Here is a 20,230-nt window from a genome sequence, read left to right on the forward strand (position 1 = left end):
TGGGAGTCGGGATTCGCAAAGCCGGTTCTCTCACCGATTGCCGAATCCGCCGTTGCGACTCCCCAATCCCCACTCCCGAACCCCCGCCCTATGAGAATCGTATTCGCCGGTACGCCGGATTTTGCCGTCGCCTCGTTGCGCGCCGCCGCGCAGCGGCATGAAGTGGTGGCGGTCTATACCCAGCCGGATCGGCCTGCCGGCCGTGGCCGTGGGTTGACGCCCTCGCCGGTCAAGCTGGAGGCGATCGCGCGCGGCATTCCGGTGTTGCAGCCACAGACATTACGTTCGCCCGAGGCGCTGGCCACGCTGCGCGCGCTCAATGCCGACCTGATGGTGGTGGTGGCCTACGGCCTGATCCTGCCCAAGGCGGTGCTGGCCGCGCCGACCCACGGCTGCTGGAACGTGCATGCCTCGTTGCTGCCGCGCTGGCGTGGCGCCGCGCCGATCCAGCGCGCGATCGAGGCCGGCGATACCGAAACCGGCGTCTGCCTGATGCAGATGGAAGCCGGGCTGGATACCGGCCCGGTGCTGCTGTCGCAGCGCATCGCAATCGGCGAGCAGGAAACCGGCGGGCAGTTGCACGACCGCCTGGCCGCGCTGGGCGCGCAGGTGCTGTCCGATGGCCTGGGCCTGCTGCGTGCCGGCATCCGTCCGGTGGCGCAACCGCAGCCGGACGAGGGCGTGACCTACGCGCACAAGCTGGACAAGGCGCAGGCGCGGCTGGACTGGGCGCAGCCGGCGCAGGAACTGGCGCGGCGCGTACGCGCGTTCAATCCATGGCCGGTGGCCGAGGCGCTGCTGGCCGGCGAGCGCGTGCGCCTGCATGGCGCGGTGGCGCTGGAGCTGGCGCATCAGCAGGCGCCGGGCACCCTGCTCGCCGCCAGCAAGCAAGGCATCGACATCGCCTGCGGGCAGGGCGCGCTGCGGGTGCGCGTGCTGCAGCGCGAGGGCGGCAAGGCGATCACCGCTGCCGACTACCTCAACGCACGCCGCGACCTGCCGGCGCTGCGCTGATGCCGGCAGAGACCGCAATGGCGGGCGTGGGCTCGCGTCTGGCCGCGGCACGGGTGCTGACGGCCGTGTTCGACCAGGGCCGCTCGCTCAAGGCCGAACTGGCCGCGACCCTGCCCGGTCTTGATGATCCACGCGACCGCGCGCTGGTGGAGGCGATCTGCTTTGCGGTGCTGCGCCGCCGCCCGGCCTATGACGTGGCATTGCGGCAGTGGCTGGAACGCCCGTTGCCGCCGCGCGATGCCGAACTGAAGGCGCTGCTGATGGCCGGCTTCGCCCAGCTCGACGTGCTGCAGCTCCCCGCGCATGCGGCCTTGTCGGCCACCGTGGACGCGTGCCGCGCGTTGGGCCGGCCGCGTCAGGCCGGCATGGTCAACGCGATCCTGCGGCGCGCCCAGCGCGAGGGGTTTCCGGCGGTATCCGCCGATGCGGGCTGGCCGTCCTGGCTGCGCAAGCAACTGCGCGCCGATTGGGGCGACCAGGCCGAGACCATTTTCGAGGCAAGCGCGCAGATGGCGCCGATGTGGCTGCGCGTGCAGCGCTCGCGGATCGACCCGGCTGGCTATGTCGCAGGCCTGGCCGCGCTGGGCATCGCCGCCGAAACGGACGCGGTGTTGCCGGATGCGGTGCGTCTGCACGGCGCGGTGCCGGTGAGCCAGTTGCCGGGCTTTGCCGAGGGCGATGTCTCGGTGCAGGACGGCTCCGCGCAGCAGGTCGCCGATGCGCTGGTGCTGGCGCCGTCTGCGCGTGTGCTCGATGCCTGCGCCGCGCCCGGTGGCAAGGCCGCGCATCTGCTGGAGCGCCATCCCGGCCTGCAGCTCACCGCGCTGGATGTGGATGCGCGCCGGCTGGAGCGGGTGCAGCAGACCCTGCAGCGCACCGTGCCGGGCGCGCAGGTGACCCTGCACGCGGCCGATGCGGCCGAGACCGCCGCATGGTGGGACGGCCAGCCGTTCGATGCGGTGCTGCTGGATGCGCCGTGTTCGGCCACCGGCGTGGTGCGCCGTCAGCCGGACGTGCTGCTGCATCGCCGTGCCGACGATATCGACGCCTTGTGCGCATTGCAGGCGCGTCTGCTCGATGCCAGCTGGCGCACGCTGCGACCGGGCGGGCAGCTGCTCTATACCACCTGTTCCCTGCTGGCGCGCGAGAACCAGATGCAGGTGGATGCCTTCCTGCAACGCACTGCCGACGCACGGGCGCAGCCGCTGGGTGCGCAATTCGGGCATGCGGCCGGTGCCGGACGGCAGCGTTTCCCCGGCGAGCGGCACTGCGACGGTTTTTTCTACGCGCTTTTGCTAAAAGCGTCCTGACCGCGCGCCGAACCCGGCGCTCCACCTCCGCACCCATCGCCACCCGTCATGCTCAAGACTCGTGCTTCCAAGGATTTCTGGCTGCTGGCCATCACGGCTGTGCTGGTGATCGGTGCCGGCCTGGGACTGCGCGACCCCTGGCCGTCGGACGAGCCGCGGTTTGCGCTGGTTGCCAAGCAGATGGTGATGAGCGGCGATTGGTTGTTCCCGCATCGCGGCAACGAGCTGTACTCGGACAAGCCGCCGATGCTGATGTGGCTGCAGGCGCTGTTCTACACGCTGCTGGGCAACTGGCGGGTGGCGTTCCTGTTGCCGTCGCTGCTGGCGGCGCTGGGCACGCTGGCCTGCGTGTACGACCTCGGGCGGCGGCTATGGACGCGGCGCGTGGGGGCCTATGCGGCCTGGATGCTGCTGTTCACGCTGCACTTCACCTTCCAGGCCAAGAAGGCACAGATCGATCCGCTGGTGGTGTTCTGGATCACCCTGGCCAATTACGGATTGCTGCGCCATCTGCTGCTGGGGCCGGCCTGGCGCTGGTGGACGCTGGGCTGGTTCGCCGCCGGGCTGGGCGTGATCACCAAGGGGGTCGGCATCATCGCCCTGCTGATGCTGATCCCGGCCGGCATTGCGGCGGCGCGCGGCTGGCCGGGCGTGCGCGTGCATGTGCGCGACCGGCGTTTCTGGCTGGGGCCGCTGTTCTTCTTCATCGCGATCCTGTTGTGGTTCGTGCCGATGATGGTGACCGCGCTGACTGCCGGCCAGCCCGAGTACCGCGTCTATCTCAACGACATCCTGCTGCGCCAGACCGCCAAGCGTTACGCCAATTCCTGGGATCACGCGCAGCCGGTCTGGTACCACTTCAAGGGCATGGCCACGATGTGGCTGCCGACCATCCTGTTGCTGCCCTGGGCGATCCCGGCCTGGTGGCGCCGGCTCAAGCGACGCGATGCGCGCTATCTGTTGCCGCTGGCCTGGTGGCTGCTGGTGCTGGTGTTCTTCACCATTCCCAGCGGCAAGCGCGATGTGTACATCCTTCCGGCGCTGCCGATGTTCTGCCTGGCCCTGGCGCCGCTGGCGGCAGGCCTGCTGCGCCGTGCCGGGGTGCAGCGGCTGCTGTTCGGATTCGTAGTGCTGCTGACGGTGGCCTTCGTTGCCGGCGGTGCGGCGATGCTGATCGGGCATCCGGGGTTCGAGCAGAAGATCATGGACAGCCGCGGAGTCGGCAGCGAGGCCACCGACCCGCTCGGCTGGCTGCTGCTGGCGGTGGGCCTGTGGGGCGTGGCCAGCCTGTTGCTGCTGCGGGTGCGCCGTTCCGCGCTTGCCGCCGCATCGCTGCTGGGCGCGTGGTGGGTGGCGTTCGGGTTGGTCTGCTATCCGATCTTCAACGATTCCAGTTCGGCGGGCGCGGTGATGCGCGAGGCCGGGCGCCGGATCGGCCCGGATGCGCAGCTCGGGCTGGTGGCCTGGAAGGAGCAGAACCTGCTGATGGCCGACCGCCCCGCGCAGACCTTCGGCTTCAAGGTGCCGTGGGAGCAGCAACTGCAGCGTGCGGTGGCCTGGCAGGCACAAGACCCGGAGCAACGCTGGCTGATGGCGCAGGAGACCGCGCTGCTGGCCTGCGTGGACCGCAGCCGCAGCCAGATGGTGGGCGTGGCCAACCGCCGTCGCTGGTGGCTGGTACCGGCCGATGCCGTGCACGGCAGCTGCGTGGCAAGTGCCGAGCAGCGGGCAGTGGAAGCGCAGGAGCAGGGCAACCTGGACACCGAATGAGCCGGCGCAGCACAGGTTCCGGCCACGATCGGCGGCGCGTCAACGCCGCCGCCGGCCGTCGTCTAGCATGGATTCATGCGGGACATCGTTAGCTTGGCCGGCGTCGCTGACGCGTGCCGCCCGATTCACCCCCATTCGCCACCGATGTCTGAATGAATTCCTTGCCCACCCAGCCCGCTGCACTTTCCTCCTCGGCCCCCATTGCATCACCGGCAGGTGTGGGCATTGCCGAACTGGGTGTCTTTGCGTTGACCGCGCTGGTGGTCAACATGCCGAGTGGATTGCTGCCCTTCGGGCTGTGCCTGCTGCTTGGCTCGCTGGTGGGCTGGCGCAGCCTGCGCGCGGGCATCGTCGCGCGCAGCTGGTCGGTGCGCGCGCTGGGCTGGCTGACGGCGGCGGTGATCGCGATGTCGCTGCTGTCGATCGTGCTGTTCGAACACGGGCTGCGCGATGTCGACAACCGCTCGCGCTTTCTGGTGCTTCCGTGGGCGGCGGTGTGGGCGTACGCCCTGCAGCCGCGCCAGATCTGGCTCTGGCGGGGCGCATTGGCCGGCGTGTTCGCGGCAATGGTGATCGCCATCCTGCAGGTGATGAACGGGGCCCCCCGCGCCGAAGGCTGGACCAATGCGATCGTGTTTGCCGATATCGCGCTGATGCTGCTGGTGGTGGCGGTGTTCTGCCGTCCGGTCGGCCACGTGCGCTGGCTGGTGGGCGCGGCCATCGCCACGGTGGTGGTGATCGTGCTCAGCGGCAGTCGCGGGGTGTGGTTGTCGTTGCTGGTGACCCTGGGCGTGCTGATCTGGGGCGCGCCCTGGCAGAGCGCACGCCTGCGCTTGCTGACCTTCGTCGGCGGTGCGGTGCTGGCGGTGGGCGTGGTGCTCAGCGTGCCGGCCTTGACCGAGCAGATGCGCCTGGGCGAGTTGCAGAGCGACCTGCGGCGCTACGAAGTCGGCGACAGCGACTCGTCTGCCGGTGCCCGTATCGAACGGCTGCACGTGGCCTGGGATACCTTGCGCGCGCATCCGCTGACCGGCATCGGCGTCGGGCGCTTCGACGATGCAATGCGCGAGCTGCCGGTGTGCGCCGGCGACACCTGGCTGCTGCGCTGTCATCTGGGCCATGCGCACAACGATCTGGCCGAGTGGGGCGCCACCCAGGGAGTACCGGGGCTGTTGTTGTTGTTTGCGGTCTACGGCGTGCCGTTGTGGATCTTCGTGCGGCTGCATCGACGCAGCGGCCAGCGCCAGTTCCGCGGGCCGGCAGCGGCCGGTGTGATGATCGTGGTGAGCTATGCCCTGTGCGGACTGACCCAGTCGATGTTTGCGCACCAGGTGTCGGCCAGCTTCTACACGGCGATGGTCGGTGTGCTGGTCGGCCTGGCGGCGCGCCAGGCGCAGGCATACTCGGTGCGAGCGGCCGACAAGGCCTAGCGAGCGGCCTTGCGGTGGGTGGTGGGCTCGGCCCCATCATCGGAAAGGTGACTGTTGGCTCGGAGCGCCGACCTGGCGGCGGGCGCAGCCGTCGCGGCGGTCGCATGCGGGTCGCTGCGTTCAGCCGTCGCGGCGATCGTCCACGCGCGGCGGATCCTGCACCGGTTGGTTGTGCTGCAGCAGCCATAACATGATGGTCTTCTGGCGCACGTAGTTGGCGCGGACATAGGCGTAGATCAAGCCGTGCCAGCCATCGCGAAACCCGCCACGCAGCAGGTAGCCGCGCCAGAAGCGCCAGGCCGGTGCCAGCACCAGCTTGCTCCAGGTCGCACGCTTGCCGCGCGCGTAGTCGTGCTCGGCCATCATCTGCGCGTAGCGCTGGGTCTTGGCCAGTTGCTGCGCCAGCGAGCGGTAGGGGTAGTGGATCAGGTCGCCCGCCAGGGTCATGACCGCCCCGTCGACACTGGCCGCTTCGTGGATCTCGCGCTTGCCGCGCCAGCCGCCGCGGCGTCGATCGAACAGGCGCAGCACCCGATCCGGATACGCATTGCCATGGCGCAGGAACCGGCCGAAATAATCCGACAGCCGTGCGAAGCGATAGCCGGCCGCACCGGCAAAACCGCCATCGCGCGCGGCAATGATCGACGCACGCAAGCCATCGCTGACGCGCTCGTCGGCATCCAGGCACAACACCCAGTCATGGCTGGCCTGCGCCACGCAGAACGCCTTCTGGCTGCGATAGCCATCGAAGGTACGTTGCAGGACGCGTGCGCCATGTGCGGTGGCCAGCGTCACGGTGGCATCGGTGGAGCCGGAGTCCACCACCACGATCTCGTCGCAGAACGCCAGCGAGCGCAGGCAGTCGCGTAGGCGATCGGCCTCGTTGAACGCGATAATGCAGGCGCTGATGCGCGGCCGTTCGTCGGGTGCGGTCGAAGAGGACATGTGATGGCTCAATACCTGCTGTTCGCAACGGAGCGTTACGCGTTGCCTATTCTGGCGCCATTGGCGCAGGCATTACAGGCCCGCGGGCACGCCGTGTCGGCCTGGTTCGAGGGTGGTGCGCGCGGGCTGGTGTTGCCGGATGTGCGCCAGGTCGGCCTGCGCCAGGCGCTGTCGCTGCGCCCGCAGGCAGTGTTCAGCGCGGCCAACTGGGTGCCGCCGTTCATTGCCGGTGCCAAGGTGCAGCTGTTCCATGGTTTCAACGTGCAGAAACGCGAAGACAACCGTGGGCACTTCCGCGTGCGTGGACTGTTCGATCTGTATTGCACGCAGGGCCCGGCCACCACGGCGCCGTTTCGCGCACTCGCCGCGCGCGAAGGGCATTTCGCGGTGGTCGAAACCGGCTGGCCCAAGCTCGACCCGGTGTTTCGCGACGATGGCGGACGCAGCGCGGCACTGCGCGCGCCCGCCAACGGGCGGCCGGTGATCCTGTTCGGCTCCACGTTTACCGAGCGCCTGAGCGCCGCGCCCGCGCTCTACGAGCAGATCGCCGCCGATATCGCGCGCGGTGCGCATTACTGGCTGCTGACCCTGCACCCGAAGTGCGCGCCGGAGCTGTTCGATCGCTATCGCGCGCTGGCCGGGCCGCATGCGTGCTTTGTCGAACCCGAACAGGTCATGGCCGCGCAGCGTGCGGCCGATGTGCTGGTGTCGGATACCTCATCGATCGTGTCCGAGTTCGTGGTGCAGCACAAACCGGTGGTGACCTTCCGCAACCGCGTGCCGCAGACGCATATGCTGGACTTCCAGCAGCCCGGGCAATTACCGCAGCAGCTGGCGCGCGCGTTGGCGCCGGATGCGGCGCTGCGCAGTGCGCTGGCCAGGTATGCCGATGCGATCCACCCGTACCGCGACGGGCAATCGTCGGAGCGGGTGATTGCAGCGACCGAGGACTTCATCGCCGGCAAGCTCGGTCCACTGCGGCGCAAGCCGCTGGGCGCAGTGTGGCGCGGCCTGCAGATCCGCCGCGAACTCGGATACTGGGGCCCGTCCCGGCGCTGAAACCGGGGTTTGATCAGTGGCTCCAAGTGGCTGCCTATCAGCAGTCTTCAACCAATCCCCAATCCCCAATCCCGATTCCCGATTCCCAACTCACCAACGCAACCTGCGCCGCGTCAACGCGGCACCCAACCGGGCCTGCAGCGCCTGCGCCTGTGCCAACGGCACAAAGCGCAGGCGTAACCCCGGGCCGGTCGGGCTGGCGCCGGCGGTGTCCAGCCACAGCGTTGCGGTGCCGGACAGGCGATCCAGCGGCGAGCGTTGCAGTTGCAGCGCCTGCAGCTTGTCCAGCTCGGCCAGCCGCCACCAGCGTTTCCACCAGCCGCCGCGCACGGCGACAAACCGCGCATCCACCGCATAGCCCATGCGGTGCACCTGGCGATGCGCCTTGAACGCACTCCACGGCAACCACAGCAGCAACCACGCCGCCTGGTTGCCGAATTGCCAGGCCAGGCCGCCGACCAGCGGCAGCAGCACCAACAGCGTGGGCAGGCTCAAGCGCCACCAGCAATGCGTGGCGATCGCCTGCCACTGCGCAGGCGGCCAGGCAATCCCCGGCAGCAGGCGCTGCAACAAGGCATCGCAGCGCTGCGGGTCGGCTATCGGCGCCAGTTCCTTCAATGCGCTGCCTTCGCTGTCGGCGGTGCCGGCCACTGCGGTCTCCACCCGCAACTGGCGACGGCCGAACAGGCGATGCAGGCGGCTTTCGTACAACGTCCACGACTGGATGCGGCGCAGTGCCACACTGCTGCGGATGCGCGTCAGCAGGCCGCGCTCCACGGTCAGGCGGCGCTCGGATTGGCTGAGGTGGAAGCCGTGGTACTGCGCCACCGCCAGGGCCACCGACAAGGCGCGCATCGCGATCAGCACGGCCAGGGTGCCGAGCACCACCAGGGTCGCGGCGACGGCCGTCCCCGGATGGACCTGGCTGACATAGCGGTACGCCAGCTCGCCGTTGTGCTCGACGAAGTTGGACACCGTGCGGCGCGGGATCATCTGGTAGATCACGCCGAAGCTGGCAGCCACCACCACCATGCCGCGATTGGAGATCAGCCCCAGCCGGATCACTTCGCCCAACGGCAGGCGCAGCAAGCTGTTGCTGTCGGCCGCGGGCTGCGGCGTACTGGCGTCGGCATCATGCGTGCGGCGACGGATCAGGTCTTCCAGCGCCAGCGCTTGGTCCAGCCGCAGCACGCGCATTTCCGCTTCGGGCTTGTGGCCACCGGCCGATTCCAGCCGCACTTCGGCCACCCCGGCCAGCCGGTGCAGCAGCGATTGATGCACCACCACGTTATGGATGCGCGCGAACGGGATATCGCGCCGGCTGCGTTCCAGCAGCCCGCTGCGGATCGCCACGCCATCGGTGCCGATGCGGTAGCGGTAGGTGAAATAGCGCAGCACCGAGATCGCCACCAGCACCGCCATCACCACGCCGGTGGCGATGTGGTCGGCCGAGTCGCGGCTGCCATCGCGGCTGCCGAACAGGATCAACGCCGCCAGCGGAATCAGGAACTGGCGGATCTGCTGCAACAGCACGAACACCCACGACAGCGGATGCAGGCGCTGCTCGTCCTGGCCGGGATGTCCGATGGCACTCACAGCGCGTCGTCGTCGTGATCGAGCTGGCGGGCGAGGCGGTCGCGCAGGCGTTCGGCATCGCCCTGATCCAGGCCGGACAACGCCACCGCGTTGAGCCTGCTGCCGGCGGTATGCACCACCAGCGTGGTCAGCCCGGTGGCGCGTTCGATCGGGCCGCGGCGCAGGTCCACGTGCTGCACGCGCGAAATCGGAATGCGCGTGTCGCTCTGCCAGAGATGACCGCGTTGCAGCGCCAGCCCGTGGTGGTCGAGTTTCCAGTGGGTGAGTCGATGCCGCTTGACCGCGAACCACGCGCCCAGCAACGCGGCAACCAGGGTCAGGCCCAGCACCAGCGGCCAGTGATGCCAGGCGTGCAACCCCGTGGCGGTCACGCCGGCCGCGATCAGCCCGGCACATCCGCCGCCCAGTGCGCCGTTGACGCCGGCCACATAGGCCCCGCGCTGCGGTAGCGGTTGCCACTGCGTGTGGTCCACGGCCGGACCCTCGGCCGGCGCGGCGGTGACGATGACCTCGGGGTGCGGCGGTGGAGCGTCGTGCACAAGGCTGGCCTGCAGAAGCGGTGCGCAAGCATAGCCGGGCGCCGAGGGCGGGCGCATCCGGCGCTGGCGGCGCTTACTGCGCGGCCAGGATCAGCGCGTCCACATCCAGCGCATGCCCGGCGCGCGCGGCCTTGGTGCGCAGGTACTGCTCGTTTTCCGCAGTGATGTCGCCGGTCACCGGGATGCGGTCTTCGACCGCGATACCGGCCGCGCGCAGGCGCTCGGCCTTGGCGGGATTGTTGGTCAGCAGCCGGATCCGGCCGATGCCCAGGCCGCGCAGCATCGCCACCGCACTGCCATAGCGGCGCTCGTCCGGGCCAAAGCCCAGTTGCGCGTCGGCGTCGATGGTGTCCAGGCCGGCATGCTGGTAGCCGTACGCGCGCATCTTGGCGGCGATGCCGGTGCCGCGGCCTTCCTGGTCCAGGTACAGCAGCACGCCGCCGCCGAGGTCCTTCAGCTTGGCCAGGCCATGGCGCAGCTGGTCGCCGCAATCGCATTTGAGCGAGCCGAACAGATCGCCGGTCAGGCAGGAGGAATGCACGCGCACCGGCACTGCGGCCGACAGGTCGGGCTGGCCGACCACGATCGCCACCTGGTCGCGCTGCGCCACCCCGCCGCGAAACACCACGAACTCGCTCATCCCCAGCCCGCGCAACGGCACCGGCGTACGGGTGACCAACTCGTAGCCGGCAGCGGCGGATGTGGCGCAACCGCTGGCCAGATCGTCCAGTGCCAGCGACTGGCAGCCGGCGAAGGCGGCCTGGTCATCCGCGTCGTGCAGCTCCACCGCCAGCATCGCCGGCAGCAGCAGTCCCAGCCGCGCGATCTCCACCGCGCCTGCGTCCAGCGTATCGCCCGCGGTCCACTGCGTCGGGACCGGGGTGTCGCGCAGGTAGGCCAGGGCCGCGAGCTGGTCGTAGTCGTGCTCGGCCAGCGCCACGCGTGCGCCCTGCGGGGCGTTCAGGCCCAGCACCTGGGCACGGGTCGGGGTGACGAACAGATAGTGCCGCCGCTGCGCCGCACGTGCGAAGGCCGCATACGACTGCGCGGTGCTGCTGTCCAACGCCAGTACCGCGCGTGCCTGCCCGTTGGCCGCGGTCAGCAGCACCGGGCGGCCGGCGCGCAGCTCGGAGGCGGCGCGCTCGCAGCGGATCGCCGCCGGATCACCGAAGGCCTGTGCGCTGGGGGAGGGGACGGGGCTGCTCATGCACGACTCCAGATGGGGATTGCCACGCCCGCTTCAAGGCGGACGCTGCCGCGGCCACTGCCTGCCGCATGCAGCCATTGTCGCGTGGTTCGCAATCGCCAGTCGCCACGGCCGGGTGGAACGCTGCATCCAGCGCCCGCCGTTTGAGTTGCACGGCAGGCAGGGATTGGTTGCATGCCGGCTGCGTTGTTCATCGCCGGGCAATGCCTTTTAATCCCAGGACCCCCTGCCCGTATCGGATCCCATGTCTCTTATCGACTGCAGCGAAGACCGCCACGCCAGCGCCATCCTGGACATCTTCAACGACGCCATCGCCACCTCCACCGCGTTGTACGACTACAGGCCGCGGCCGCCGGAAAGCATGATCGGCTGGTTTGCCACCAAGCGCGCAGGCGGCTTTCCGGTGATCGGGGTGGAAGCGGCCGACGGCAGCCTGATGGGCTTTGCCAGCTACGGCACCTTCCGCGCCTGGCCGGCGTTCAAGTACAGCGTCGAGCATTCGGTCTACGTGCACCGCGACCATCGCGGCAAGGGCCTGGGACGCCTGCTGTTGCAGGGTGTGATCGCGGCGGCAGAACAGCGCGGCGTGCATGTGCTGGTCGGCGGTATCGATGCCAGCAATCAGGCCAGCATCGCCTTGCACGAACAATTCGGCTTCACCCACGCCGGCACCGTGCGCGAGGCCGGTTTCAAGTTCGGCCGTTGGCTGGACCTGGCGTTCTATCAGCGCATCCTGGCCACCCCGGCCGATCCGCACGACGATTGAGCCTGCGACGGTGGTTGCCGACGCCGCAACGGCGGCGGTGCTTTGCGCAAGTGGATCTGTCTGCAGCCCGCCGCGGTCAGTGCGGATGCCGCTCGGTCGCATATGGATTGGCCTCGCCGCTGCCCGGCGGGCGTAGCGTGTAGCGCTTGTAGGTCCATTGGTATTGCGCCGGGTCGCGCCGGGCGATCTGTTCGATGCCTGCGTTGAGCGCGCTGGCGGCGCGCACCGGGTCGGCGTCGGCCACTGCCGGGTCGGCCGGCTGCACATGCAACGCAAACTGCAGGTCGCCGCCGGCGCGTTCGCACCAGCCATACAGCACGATCGCGCCGGTGCGCTCGGCAAGCCGGTTGACCAGGGTCATGGTCAGGGCGGGGATGCCGAAGAACGGCGCAAACACGCCATCGCCCATTTTCGGCTGCTGGTCGGGCAGGATGCCGACCGCACCCCCGTCCTTGAGCACCTTGAACAACTGCCGCACCGCCGGGCCTTCTGCGCGCACCTGGCGCACGTTGTCGCCGCCACGGGCCAGTTGCAGGAAGCCGTCCACCGTGTCCGATTCCGGCGGGCGGTACACGATGGCGATCGGCCCGCGTTCGGACAGCCACTGGTTGAGCAGCTCCCAGTTGCCGAAGTGCGGCGCGGCCACGATGACGCCGCGCCCGGAGGCCAGCGCCGCGTCGTAGAGTTCCTGGCCATTGCGCTGCAGCCGCGCCAGGTTCTCGGCCGGCGGGCGGGTCCAGGTACGCAGCACTTCCAGCGTCTGCCGCGCGGTCGACCGCAGCACCTGCGCATGCAGCTGCGCGCGCTGGCCGGCATCCAGTTCCGGGTACGCCAGCTCCAGGTTGCGGCGTGTCACGCGGGCCTCGCGTGCATCGAGCTTGCGCCAGCTCCAGGCCAGCGCATCGGCCACACGTTTGAGCAGCGGCCACGGCAGGCGGCCCACGGTTGCGGCGGTGGCGTAGAGCAGGCGGGCACGGACATCGGGTTTCATCTGCGCAATTCTAAACAGCGCGGCCGGCCAAGGCCCGCGCGTGACAGCACGGGCGGCGCTGGGCATGCTGCGCGGCACGGTTTGCTGCCTGAGAGTGCCCATGCTTGCGCTGATCCAACGTGTCACCCGCGCCGCAGTCACGGTCGATACGCAGACCGTCGGGCAGATCGGTCCCGGGCTGCTGGCGCTGGTCGGGGTCGAGCCCGGCGACAGCGACGCGCAGATCCGGCGCCTGGCCGAGCGCCTGCTCGGCTACCGCGTGTTCGCCGACGACACCGGCAAGATGAACCACTCACTCGCCGACACCGGCGGCGGCCTGCTGCTGGTCAGCCAGTTCACCCTGGCTGCGGACACCCGTTCCGGCAATCGCCCCGGCTTCAGCACGGCCGCGCCGCCTCTGGAGGCTGAACGGGCGTTCAATCAATTGGTGGCGATCTGCCGGCAAAAACATCGCGGCGGGGTGGAAACCGGGCGCTTCGGTGCCCATATGGTTGTCGACCTGGTCAACGATGGCCCGGTGACTTTCCTTCTCAGACCCTAGAAACCCACGTCCACCAGCGGTCCTGTCTTGAATCCGGCAGACCGGGCTTCACGCTGGTATAATGCTAGGTTCTCTTTCCAATCTCAAAGCCGGTGGCGCGAGCACTCATGGCCAACGAACGTCCTGCCCAGCAATCCGACATCAAGCTACTGATCAGCAAGGGCCTGGAACAGGGCTATCTGACCTACGCCGAAGTCAATGACCACCTGCCCGACGACCTGGTCGACCCGGAGCAGATCGAAGACATCATCAGCATGATCAACGGCATGGGCATCGATGTCCATGAAGTTGCCCCCGATGCCGAAACCCTGCTGCTCAACGATGGCAACACCGGCAACCGCGAGGTTGACGACACCGCCGCCGAAGAAGCCGCCGCCGCGTTGACCGCGCTCGACACCGAAGGTGGCCGCACCACCGACCCGGTGCGCATGTATATGCGCGAAATGGGCACGGTCGAGCTGCTGACCCGCGAAGGCGAAATCGCCATTGCCAAGCGTATCGAAGAAGGCCTGAGCCAGGTCCAGGCAGCACTGGGCGTGTTCCCGCTGTCGACCGAAATGCTGCTGGCCGATTACGAAGCGCACAAGGAAGGCAAGAAGCGTCTGGCCGAGATCGTGGTCGGCTTCAACGACCTGATCGAAGAAGCCGACGCCGCCGCTGCCGCGCTGGCCGCCGCCGGCCCGGTCGCCGTGGACGAAGACGCGGTCGATGAAGACGACGACGAAGATGGCGATGACGACGCTGCCGAGGAAGAGGCCGGCCCGACCGGTCCGGACCCGGTGGAAGTGGCCACGCGCATGGAGAACCTGGCCAACGAATACGCCAAGTTCAAGAAGATCTATGCCAAGAACGGCGCCGAGCACAAGCTGGTGGTCAAGGCCCGCGAGGACATGGCCGCCATCTTCACCACGCTCAAGCTGCCGCTGCCGCTGACCGATGCGCTGGTCACCCAGCTGCGTGGCGTGGTCAACGGCATCAAGGACCACGAGCGCAAGGTGCTGCACCTGGCCACCACCGTGGCACGCATGCCGCGCAAGGATTTCATCCGCTCCTGGGAAGGCAACCAGACCAACCTGGAATGGGTGGAAGACGCACTCAAGCGCAAGCAGAAGTGGTCGTCGGCGCTGCGCGACGTCAAGGACCAGATCGTCTCCGAGCAGCAGGGCTCGATCGAGATGGAGAAGGCCAACTACCTGACCCTGGGCGAGATCAAGGAGATCAGCCGCGCGATGGCCTATGGCGAAGCCAAGGCACGCAAGGCCAAGAAGGAAATGGTCGAGGCCAACCTGCGCCTGGTCATCTCCATCGCCAAGAAGTACACCAACCGCGGCCTGCAGTTCCTCGACCTGATCCAGGAAGGCAACATCGGCCTGATGAAGGCCGTGGACAAGTTCGAATACCGTCGCGGTTACAAGTTCTCGACGTATGCAACGTGGTGGATCCGTCAGGCCATCACCCGTTCGATCGCCGATCAGGCGCGCACCATCCGTATTCCGGTGCACATGATCGAAACGATCAACAAGTTGAACCGCATTTCCCGCCAGATGCTTCAGCAGTTCGGCCGCGAGGCCACGCCGGAGGAGCTGGCCAAGGAAATGGACATGCCCGAGGACAAGATCCGCAAGGTGATGAAGATCGCCAAGGAGCCGATCTCGATGGAAACCCCGATCGGCGACGACGAGGATTCGCATCTGGGCGACTTCATCGAGGACACCAACGTGGAATCCCCGATCGACAACACCACCAACATCAATCTCTCCGAAACGGTGCGTGACGTGTTGGCCGGGCTGACCCCGCGCGAGGCCAAGGTGCTGCGGATGCGCTTCGGTATCGACATGAATACCGATCACACGTTGGAAGAAGTCGGCAAGCAGTTCGACGTCACCCGCGAGCGGATTCGTCAGATAGAGGCCAAGGCGTTGCGCAAGCTGCGTCACCCGAGCCGTTCGGAGCAGCTGCGCTCGTTCCTGGACATCGACTGATCCGGTCGTCGTACCGGTGCAGTGATCACACAACAGCCCCGCACTTGCGGGGCTGTTGCGTTGTGGGGCGTATCGCAGGCTATGCTTGTTGGGTGGACGTTTGCCGAACCAAGATGCGTCGGGGATGGCGCAGCTGACGTTCACGCCTCGGCGACGAAGCCAGACAGCGGCGCAACATGAAGCCAATGTTTGTTCCAGGCTCACGTGACGTTCTAGCCGTGGCTTCTAAGTTGATGGACGAATGGAACGAGGCCGTCGTATGAGCAGGCAAAGCCGGTTTGAAACCACCACATACCGCGAGCACGAGATTCGCGTACGCGCCGAGCAGGCGTCCCCTGGCGCCAGGTGGACGCTGTGGGTCGACGTGTATGCATTGGGCGGCAAACGCCAGCCACGCATCAGTGGTCGGGAAGCGGGCTGGGAGACCTACCAGGAAGCCATCGCGCAGGGATTCCGCGCGGGCCGGCAGTTGGTCGATGCGCAGCTTGAGGTGGCTTAGAGGCTGAGATTGGGGAGTGGGGATTCGGGAGTGCTGGTGTGCTGATTGCTGGGTGCCTGTAGCTACGGATCTTGCACTGCCAATGGTGGGCAACGCTCACTGACTGCGTCCAGATTCAAGAGCCCGGCTTGCGCCGGGCTTTTTTGTGCGGGCAAGCGCAGGTGGGTGTAGGCGCTTGTCCTCATCGACGCCGGATGTCGGCAGACAGCGACGCGCGCGGACAGGTAAACTTTCGCCTCAGCTGGACGGTCCGACATGCTCCGCATCTCGCCACCCACCCTGCCGGGCCTATAGCTCAACGGTTAGAGCAGAGGACTCATAATCCTTTGGTTCCAGGTTCGAATCCTGGTGGGCCCACCAATAAAAAAAGCACTTCGACGCGCGTCCAAGTGCCTTTTTTTTGACTCGGGAAACTATCGGGAAACGTCTTCTTCTTCGCTGATCGCGTAGTTGGCGTCTTCTGGATAAGCAATTGCGTGTGCGGTAGTCATCGTGCCGCTCCGTTGCGGTACGCTTGCTTGCGCAGCCAGGTGAGGACATCAACTGCCGGGTCTTCATGCATGCAGACATGCAGCCGGCCCAGCACGACGCTCTGCGCATCGCCGCCCGGCAAGACCTCATCAAGGCCGGTGGCTTCGCAGGCGATCAGGACCGGCGGCAGACCAGGCTGCGCGTGGGAATGCAGCATGGCCAGCACATAGCCCTGCATCACTTCGAAGCTGAGGGTGACGTCCGTGCAGACGCGGAACTGTTTGCTAGTGCTCATCGCCGCACCTGCGCACCTAAGGCATCGACGGCAGTGATCGCTGCAGCAGCGTCGGCAATCGTGATAGCGCCTGTACTTCCGAGGCGTGCTATCAGGCTCAGCCATGCGGTATGGCTGCATTCGAGGGTGTTGGCGATTAGACCCACATGCTGGGGCATCTGGCGCGCCGCAGACACGGGCGCTACTTGGGTGTTGTAAGACATGCTGGACTCCTTTTGTGTTTTGGAATCCGCCACGCCGAGACCAATCGGGGTGGCGGACAGTGCGCGGTTGGTCTGCCGGCCAAAAGGAACCGGTGGGCCTTGCGGCCCCCGCGCACCGCCCGCCATAAAGCTGGCCGGCATGCGCCCGCGACGATGCGGGCGAAAAAAAGCGCCGTGCATCGATCGATGGGCGCTGGTGCGCCTTTTGATTCGGGAGACCAATCCCGGTCGCCGGATGTGCGGCGACGTTGGAATACTCGCTCCGCTGCTCGGAGCGTGTCAACGGGAAAATTCGCAACGCTATAGCAATAGTCTCGAGGCAACACACTTCACAGCTGTGGCGGTGCCGAAACGATTGGTGAGCGCCGCGATCCTTAAGGCAGTGTTGGCCGACATAAGCGTATGCCGGCGCGAATTGCGCCATCACTCCATGCAGCAACTTTTCAGTTCCAGTAGTGCCAGCCTGACCGAATTACGCCACGAGCAGCGGCGTAATCTCGTCCCACCGCAAGACCACGCAATGCTCAAGAACCTCCGTTGTGGGGAATGCGCCCGCCTGCTGTGCAAGGCCGGCGCCTTCGATGAATTCCAGATCAAGTGCCCACGTTGCGGCACGCTCAATCACCTGAAGGCCGAGAGCCTCACCTCCGATCGCCGCGAGCGAATCCAAGAAGGCTCTCACCATGAAAAACCAGCTCCTGCAGGGCGACGCCCTGACCATCCTGCCGACGCTCGAAGCCAATTCGTTCGACGCGCTGATCACTGATCCGCCATATGCCAGTGGCGGTCTTACCGCCGCCGCACGCGCCCGGCCGCCCTCACCAAGTACTGCCGGGATGGTGGTCACGCGGACTTTGTCGGCGATGAGCGCGACCAGCGCTCGCACCTGAAGTGGATGCACCTGTGGTTGTCCGAGTGCGCACGCGTGCTCAAGGATGGCGCGCCGGTGCTGCTGTTCACCGACTGGCGGCAGCTGCCGCTGACCGCCGACGCCCTGCAGATTGCTGGCTTCACCTGGCGCGGCATCACCGTGTGGGACAAAACTGAGGGCGTGCGGCCGCAGCTGGGCCGTTTCCGCAACCAGGCCGAATACATCGTGTGGGGCAGCAAGGGCAACATGCCGCTGGATCGTCGTGCGCCGGTGTTGCCGGGTGTCATCCGTGAGTCGGTGCGTAAAGCCGACAAGCACCACCTGACCGGCAAACCCACCGAATTGATGCGGCAGTTGGTGCGGATTTGCGAGTCAGGGGGACGTGTGCTCGATCCGTTCGCGGGTTCCGGCACCACATTGGTGGCTGCTCAACTGGAAGGCTTGGAGGCGGTCGGCATTGAGATGACGGACCGATACACAGCTGTGGCCCGTGACCGGCTGACAGCCTCATAACACTTAACTCGTGCACCCACCGCAAGCCGCCTCATCCGGGCGGCTGCTTTGCAATAGCTTTCGGGTTTTATTTTTCAAGAAATAGCGACTATTTGATTTTTCGAAAAAAATTCCACACCATCCGGGAACTAGGAGCGTAGGAATTGTCAGGTGAGCCTAAAGATAACTGAGTTTAAAATAAGCAAAACATACACTACGCAAGAGGTCCATTTTACCGGTGGGCTTCGTGCATTTCAGACTCAGGAGGGGTGGAGTGTTTTTCCGCTGCCTGTCGGTAATAAATGCGCTTCAGTTGTGTTTAAAGATCCTGCTGCCAATCTGCGATTTGTCACGAAGTGCGGTGCGCAAATGGTCGGAATGTGTGCCAAATATCGAAATAGTCCGGATGATGAGCGCATTCAGATGGAAGTTTTTGAGTTTTGCGCGCGAGATGTTGTAAGTAAACTTTCAGCCGCAGAAACTTGGGAGGCGGTATCATTTCAGGCCAGCCAAGCAGGGGATGAAGAGTATTCAAATTCGGCTGAATTTATATGCAGGCACTTAAAAGCCGCCGGTACGAGCATTAAGAATATTTCTGATGGCTATCATGATCAATTGCGATGGGCGATTGAAGATGAAGCTAAGGTGGGAAAATGGTTTTCCAACACCCATCTGACAAATATACACTCAAGTTTTCATTCGGTGGCTGCAGAACTTTGTAGCGCCCGCGATCATTTGGCGAGAGTTGCTGCAATTCATGCGGGAGCAAAATCCAATATCAATGACCTGGCGCGACTTGAGGATTGGTTAAGTAAGTCAATTAATTCAGAGGCTAGATATAATCCCTTGGTCGCATTACTGTTGGCTGAAATTGGCACCAAAGAAAACCCTGGATGGCTTCGTCTGCTGGGTCTGGTAAGAAACAAGTTGCTGCATTCAGTGCCGATGGCCGGCGATCCTGATTATTCATCGATAACCTTGGATGAAGTTTTTACTGCTAACGGGCCCGTCAGAACAATCCGAATCGGCCGACCCTCCTACGGGGCTGGTGGCGAGAATGCTAAAAGTGATCCGCTGATTGAGTTTAGTGTGTTATGTCTAAAGGTGGAAAATTTATTCCGGGCTGCTTGGCGGCTTGCTAAATACCCTGCTGAGCTTCCCCACTTTTCGCTATAACGTGAGACTCATGCAGTCACCTTGATGGCATTGCTTATGGCTATGCTGCGGTGGGCTATTGGCAAAATTCGCCTTTAATGTGGTTTAACCGAACAGGTCATTGAATGCTTGGGCAGAGGGAAGTCCGCTTTGGTCTCGAACACGACGCCGTGGCCTTGGCTTCCACGCGTGTCAGGACTGAGGGTGTAGAACTCGCCTCTCTGGTGCCTGCTCCCTGCGACTTCTCTGGATTCGTTCATATTCATGGGCTCGATTGTCTCATCCATCGTGTACCTCTTGGAGCGCGGTCAGGTAGGACCCCGTACCTACCGTGTGGAGCCACGCCCAAGCTCGATGCGGCCGTCCAACGGCACCCTGGAGTAACAGCGCTCCGACCTGGGCCTCATGGTGCCTGCGTTCTACATCGGGCGCAGTAGGAAAACTCCGACGTCTGCGAATGGCGCTACCCCTGGCGCGCGCAATCGTCGCCCCACCACGCCTGCGGTCTTCATGCATGGTTTTCGCTGCATCCACGCAGGGTGACACTGGGCCGCGCTACTGCTGCCGATCCGCGCGGTTCAAGGGGGCCTCTCTTCCCTGCGGATCCCTGCGCTCCTGGGGTCTCTGCGGGCAGGGTGCCGATGCGTTCCGTGGCTGGGCCTCCCAGTGCATTTCGGCAAATGATCATCGGAACTAGGTAATCGGTAATCGGTGACCTGAAACAGGGTCTAAGCGGTTGATGCAAAAGGGAAATTACAGATTACCTTTTGGGGTCATTTAAGGTAATCAGCCTCCCATAAAAAGTTATGTGATTAAAATTCAAGAGTATTTTTTGGGAGGTTGATTACCTCCCCAAAAGGTAATTCCATTGTCGACTCCCCGTAAAATTGATCCATCCATAACTAGAGGTCTCCGGGCACACTAACCACCAAGGAGACCAACGATGCGCAAGAGCAAGTTCACCGAGAGCCAGATTGTCGCCACGCTGAAGCAGGTGGAGGGCGGGCGCCAGGTCAAGGATGTGTACCGTGAGCTGGGTATATCCGACGCGACGTACTACGTCTGGAAGTCCAAGTACGGTGGCATGGAGGCCG

Annotated in this window: 18 protein-coding genes, 1 tRNA gene and 3 pseudogenes; 14 read left to right on the forward strand and 8 right to left on the reverse strand. The window is 65.5% G+C overall.

Going from position 1 to position 20,230, the window contains the following annotated elements; all coding sequences use genetic code 11:
* Positions 1 to 90 precede the first annotated feature (90 nt).
* The 4 genes from fmt to EO170_RS20195 all read left to right on the forward strand — a co-directional run bounded on the left by fmt (position 91) and on the right by EO170_RS20195 (position 5,524).
* Positions 91 to 1,014, forward strand: a complete 924-nt coding sequence (fmt, locus tag EO170_RS20180; protein WP_104650054.1) for a methionyl-tRNA formyltransferase — start codon at positions 91 to 93, stop codon at positions 1,012 to 1,014.
* Positions 1,014 to 2,324 (forward strand): 16S rRNA (cytosine(967)-C(5))-methyltransferase RsmB, encoded by a 1,311-nt coding sequence (gene rsmB, locus EO170_RS20185; protein ID WP_126947722.1) that lies wholly within the window; start codon positions 1,014 to 1,016, stop codon positions 2,322 to 2,324. The genes fmt and rsmB overlap by 1 nt, the downstream gene beginning before the upstream one ends.
* A gap of 48 nt (positions 2,325 to 2,372) precedes the next feature.
* The gene (locus EO170_RS20190) at positions 2,373 to 4,094 is read left to right on the forward strand and encodes a glycosyltransferase family 39 protein (RefSeq protein WP_104584073.1); all 1,722 of its coding nucleotides are present in this window, start codon (positions 2,373 to 2,375) and stop codon (positions 4,092 to 4,094) included.
* A 152-nt stretch (positions 4,095 to 4,246) separates the two neighbouring features.
* Positions 4,247 to 5,524, forward strand: coding sequence for an O-antigen ligase (locus EO170_RS20195; RefSeq protein ID WP_104650057.1), 1,278 nt, complete (start codon positions 4,247 to 4,249; stop codon positions 5,522 to 5,524).
* 120 nt (positions 5,525 to 5,644) lie between these two features.
* Here EO170_RS20195 and EO170_RS20200 read toward each other — a convergent pair whose 3' ends face one another.
* Entirely contained in the window at positions 5,645 to 6,469 is an 825-nt protein-coding gene (locus EO170_RS20200; RefSeq protein WP_104584075.1) for a glycosyltransferase family 2 protein, read from the reverse strand.
* Here EO170_RS20200 and EO170_RS20205 point away from each other — a divergent pair, their 5' ends adjacent.
* Entirely contained in the window at positions 6,470 to 7,528 is a 1,059-nt protein-coding gene (locus EO170_RS20205) for a CDP-glycerol glycerophosphotransferase family protein (RefSeq protein WP_126947724.1), read from the forward strand.
* Positions 7,529 to 7,618: 90 nt separating this feature from the next.
* On the opposite strand, the gene EO170_RS20210 is transcribed toward EO170_RS20205, so the two are convergent.
* From EO170_RS20210 to ribA, 3 genes are all read right to left on the reverse strand, one after another.
* Positions 7,619 to 9,124 (reverse strand): PH domain-containing protein, encoded by a 1,506-nt coding sequence (locus EO170_RS20210; protein ID WP_126947726.1) that lies wholly within the window; start codon positions 9,122 to 9,124, stop codon positions 7,619 to 7,621.
* On the reverse strand, positions 9,121 to 9,597 hold the full coding sequence (locus EO170_RS20215) for a PH domain-containing protein (protein WP_126947738.1): 477 nt from the start codon (positions 9,595 to 9,597) through the stop codon (positions 9,121 to 9,123). Before EO170_RS20215 ends, EO170_RS20210 begins: the two co-directional genes overlap by 4 nt.
* A gap of 139 nt (positions 9,598 to 9,736) precedes the next feature.
* The gene (gene ribA / locus EO170_RS20220) at positions 9,737 to 10,870 is read right to left on the reverse strand and encodes a GTP cyclohydrolase II RibA (protein ID WP_104650061.1); all 1,134 of its coding nucleotides are present in this window, start codon (positions 10,868 to 10,870) and stop codon (positions 9,737 to 9,739) included.
* Between the two features lie 244 nt (positions 10,871 to 11,114).
* On the opposite strand from ribA, the gene EO170_RS20225 reads away from it, so the two are divergent.
* On the forward strand, positions 11,115 to 11,636 hold the full coding sequence (locus EO170_RS20225; RefSeq protein WP_104650062.1) for a GNAT family N-acetyltransferase: 522 nt from the start codon (positions 11,115 to 11,117) through the stop codon (positions 11,634 to 11,636).
* Positions 11,637 to 11,712: 76 nt separating this feature from the next.
* On the opposite strand, the gene EO170_RS20230 is transcribed toward EO170_RS20225, so the two are convergent.
* Positions 11,713 to 12,729, reverse strand: coding sequence for a lauroyl acyltransferase (locus EO170_RS20230; protein WP_181901282.1), 1,017 nt, complete (start codon positions 12,727 to 12,729; stop codon positions 11,713 to 11,715).
* Between EO170_RS20230 and dtd the strand changes: the two genes are divergently transcribed.
* The 4 genes and pseudogenes from dtd to EO170_RS20250 all read left to right on the forward strand — a co-directional run bounded on the left by dtd (position 12,728) and on the right by EO170_RS20250 (position 16,009).
* Complete coding sequence (dtd, locus tag EO170_RS20235) at positions 12,728 to 13,168, forward strand: D-aminoacyl-tRNA deacylase (protein ID WP_126947728.1); 441 nt, start codon at positions 12,728 to 12,730, stop codon at positions 13,166 to 13,168. The two genes, EO170_RS20230 and dtd, sit on opposite strands and share 2 nt — an antisense overlap.
* A 107-nt stretch (positions 13,169 to 13,275) precedes the next feature.
* A complete protein-coding gene (gene rpoD, locus EO170_RS20240; protein WP_016902493.1) occupies positions 13,276 to 15,150 on the forward strand; it encodes an RNA polymerase sigma factor RpoD in 1,875 nt (624 codons plus the stop codon).
* A 185-nt stretch (positions 15,151 to 15,335) separates the two neighbouring features.
* Positions 15,336 to 15,649: pseudogene (locus tag EO170_RS20245) on the forward strand (hypothetical protein).
* Between the two features lie 284 nt (positions 15,650 to 15,933).
* Positions 15,934 to 16,009, forward strand: a tRNA-Ile gene (locus tag EO170_RS20250).
* A 127-nt stretch (positions 16,010 to 16,136) separates the two neighbouring features.
* Here EO170_RS20250 and EO170_RS20255 read toward each other — a convergent pair.
* The 3 genes from EO170_RS20255 to EO170_RS21855 form a co-directional block, all read right to left on the reverse strand.
* Complete coding sequence (locus tag EO170_RS20255) at positions 16,137 to 16,358, reverse strand: hypothetical protein (RefSeq protein WP_241239476.1); 222 nt, start codon at positions 16,356 to 16,358, stop codon at positions 16,137 to 16,139.
* Positions 16,359 to 16,411: 53 nt separating this feature from the next.
* The gene (locus tag EO170_RS20260) at positions 16,412 to 16,618 is read right to left on the reverse strand and encodes a hypothetical protein (protein WP_126947730.1); all 207 of its coding nucleotides are present in this window, start codon (positions 16,616 to 16,618) and stop codon (positions 16,412 to 16,414) included.
* Between the two features lie 472 nt (positions 16,619 to 17,090).
* Complete coding sequence (locus EO170_RS21855) at positions 17,091 to 17,288, reverse strand: hypothetical protein (protein ID WP_241239477.1); 198 nt, start codon at positions 17,286 to 17,288, stop codon at positions 17,091 to 17,093.
* Between EO170_RS21855 and EO170_RS20265 the strand changes: the two are divergent.
* The 4 genes and pseudogenes from EO170_RS20265 to EO170_RS20280 all read left to right on the forward strand — a co-directional run.
* A pseudogene (locus tag EO170_RS20265) lies at positions 17,199 to 17,384 on the forward strand (Com family DNA-binding transcriptional regulator); the annotation flags it as partial. The gene EO170_RS21855 and the pseudogene EO170_RS20265 overlap by 90 nt on opposite strands.
* Positions 17,302 to 18,002 (forward strand): annotated as a pseudogene (locus EO170_RS20270) (site-specific DNA-methyltransferase). The pseudogenes EO170_RS20265 and EO170_RS20270, both read left to right, overlap by 83 nt.
* A 150-nt stretch (positions 18,003 to 18,152) precedes the next feature.
* The gene (locus EO170_RS20275) at positions 18,153 to 19,157 is read left to right on the forward strand and encodes a hypothetical protein (RefSeq protein ID WP_126947732.1); all 1,005 of its coding nucleotides are present in this window, start codon (positions 18,153 to 18,155) and stop codon (positions 19,155 to 19,157) included.
* 922 nt (positions 19,158 to 20,079) lie between these two features.
* On the forward strand, positions 20,080 to 20,230 hold a 151-nt coding region (locus tag EO170_RS20280), incomplete at its 3' end, for a transposase (RefSeq protein ID WP_164741119.1).

The organism is Xanthomonas sp. BRIP62409, assembly GCF_003992965.1.
GTDB lineage: Bacteria > Pseudomonadota > Gammaproteobacteria > Xanthomonadales > Xanthomonadaceae > Xanthomonas > Xanthomonas euroxanthea.

What these genes read in the sequence shown, in the direction of transcription:
- EO170_RS20225 (WP_104650062.1), top strand. Translation starts at nt 11,115, where the DNA reads ATGTCTCTTATCGACTGCAGCGAAGACCGCCACGCCAGCGCCATCCTG.
- ribA (WP_104650061.1), bottom strand. Translation starts at nt 10,870, where the DNA reads ATGAGCAGCCCCGTCCCCTCCCCCAGCGCACAGGCCTTCGGTGATCCG.
- rpoD (WP_016902493.1), top strand. Translation starts at nt 13,276, where the DNA reads ATGGCCAACGAACGTCCTGCCCAGCAATCCGACATCAAGCTACTGATC.
- rsmB (WP_126947722.1), top strand. Translation starts at nt 1,014, where the DNA reads ATGCCGGCAGAGACCGCAATGGCGGGCGTGGGCTCGCGTCTGGCCGCG.
- EO170_RS20260 (WP_126947730.1), bottom strand. Translation starts at nt 16,618, where the DNA reads ATGTCTTACAACACCCAAGTAGCGCCCGTGTCTGCGGCGCGCCAGATG.
- EO170_RS20195 (WP_104650057.1), top strand. Translation starts at nt 4,247, where the DNA reads ATGAATTCCTTGCCCACCCAGCCCGCTGCACTTTCCTCCTCGGCCCCC.
- EO170_RS20200 (WP_104584075.1), bottom strand. Translation starts at nt 6,469, where the DNA reads ATGTCCTCTTCGACCGCACCCGACGAACGGCCGCGCATCAGCGCCTGC.
- EO170_RS20230 (WP_181901282.1), bottom strand. Translation starts at nt 12,729, where the DNA reads ATGGGCACTCTCAGGCAGCAAACCGTGCCGCGCAGCATGCCCAGCGCC.
- dtd (WP_126947728.1), top strand. Translation starts at nt 12,728, where the DNA reads ATGCTTGCGCTGATCCAACGTGTCACCCGCGCCGCAGTCACGGTCGAT.
- fmt (WP_104650054.1), top strand. Translation starts at nt 91, where the DNA reads ATGAGAATCGTATTCGCCGGTACGCCGGATTTTGCCGTCGCCTCGTTG.
- EO170_RS20190 (WP_104584073.1), top strand. Translation starts at nt 2,373, where the DNA reads ATGCTCAAGACTCGTGCTTCCAAGGATTTCTGGCTGCTGGCCATCACG.
- EO170_RS20255 (WP_241239476.1), bottom strand. Translation starts at nt 16,358, where the DNA reads ATGCAGGGCTATGTGCTGGCCATGCTGCATTCCCACGCGCAGCCTGGT.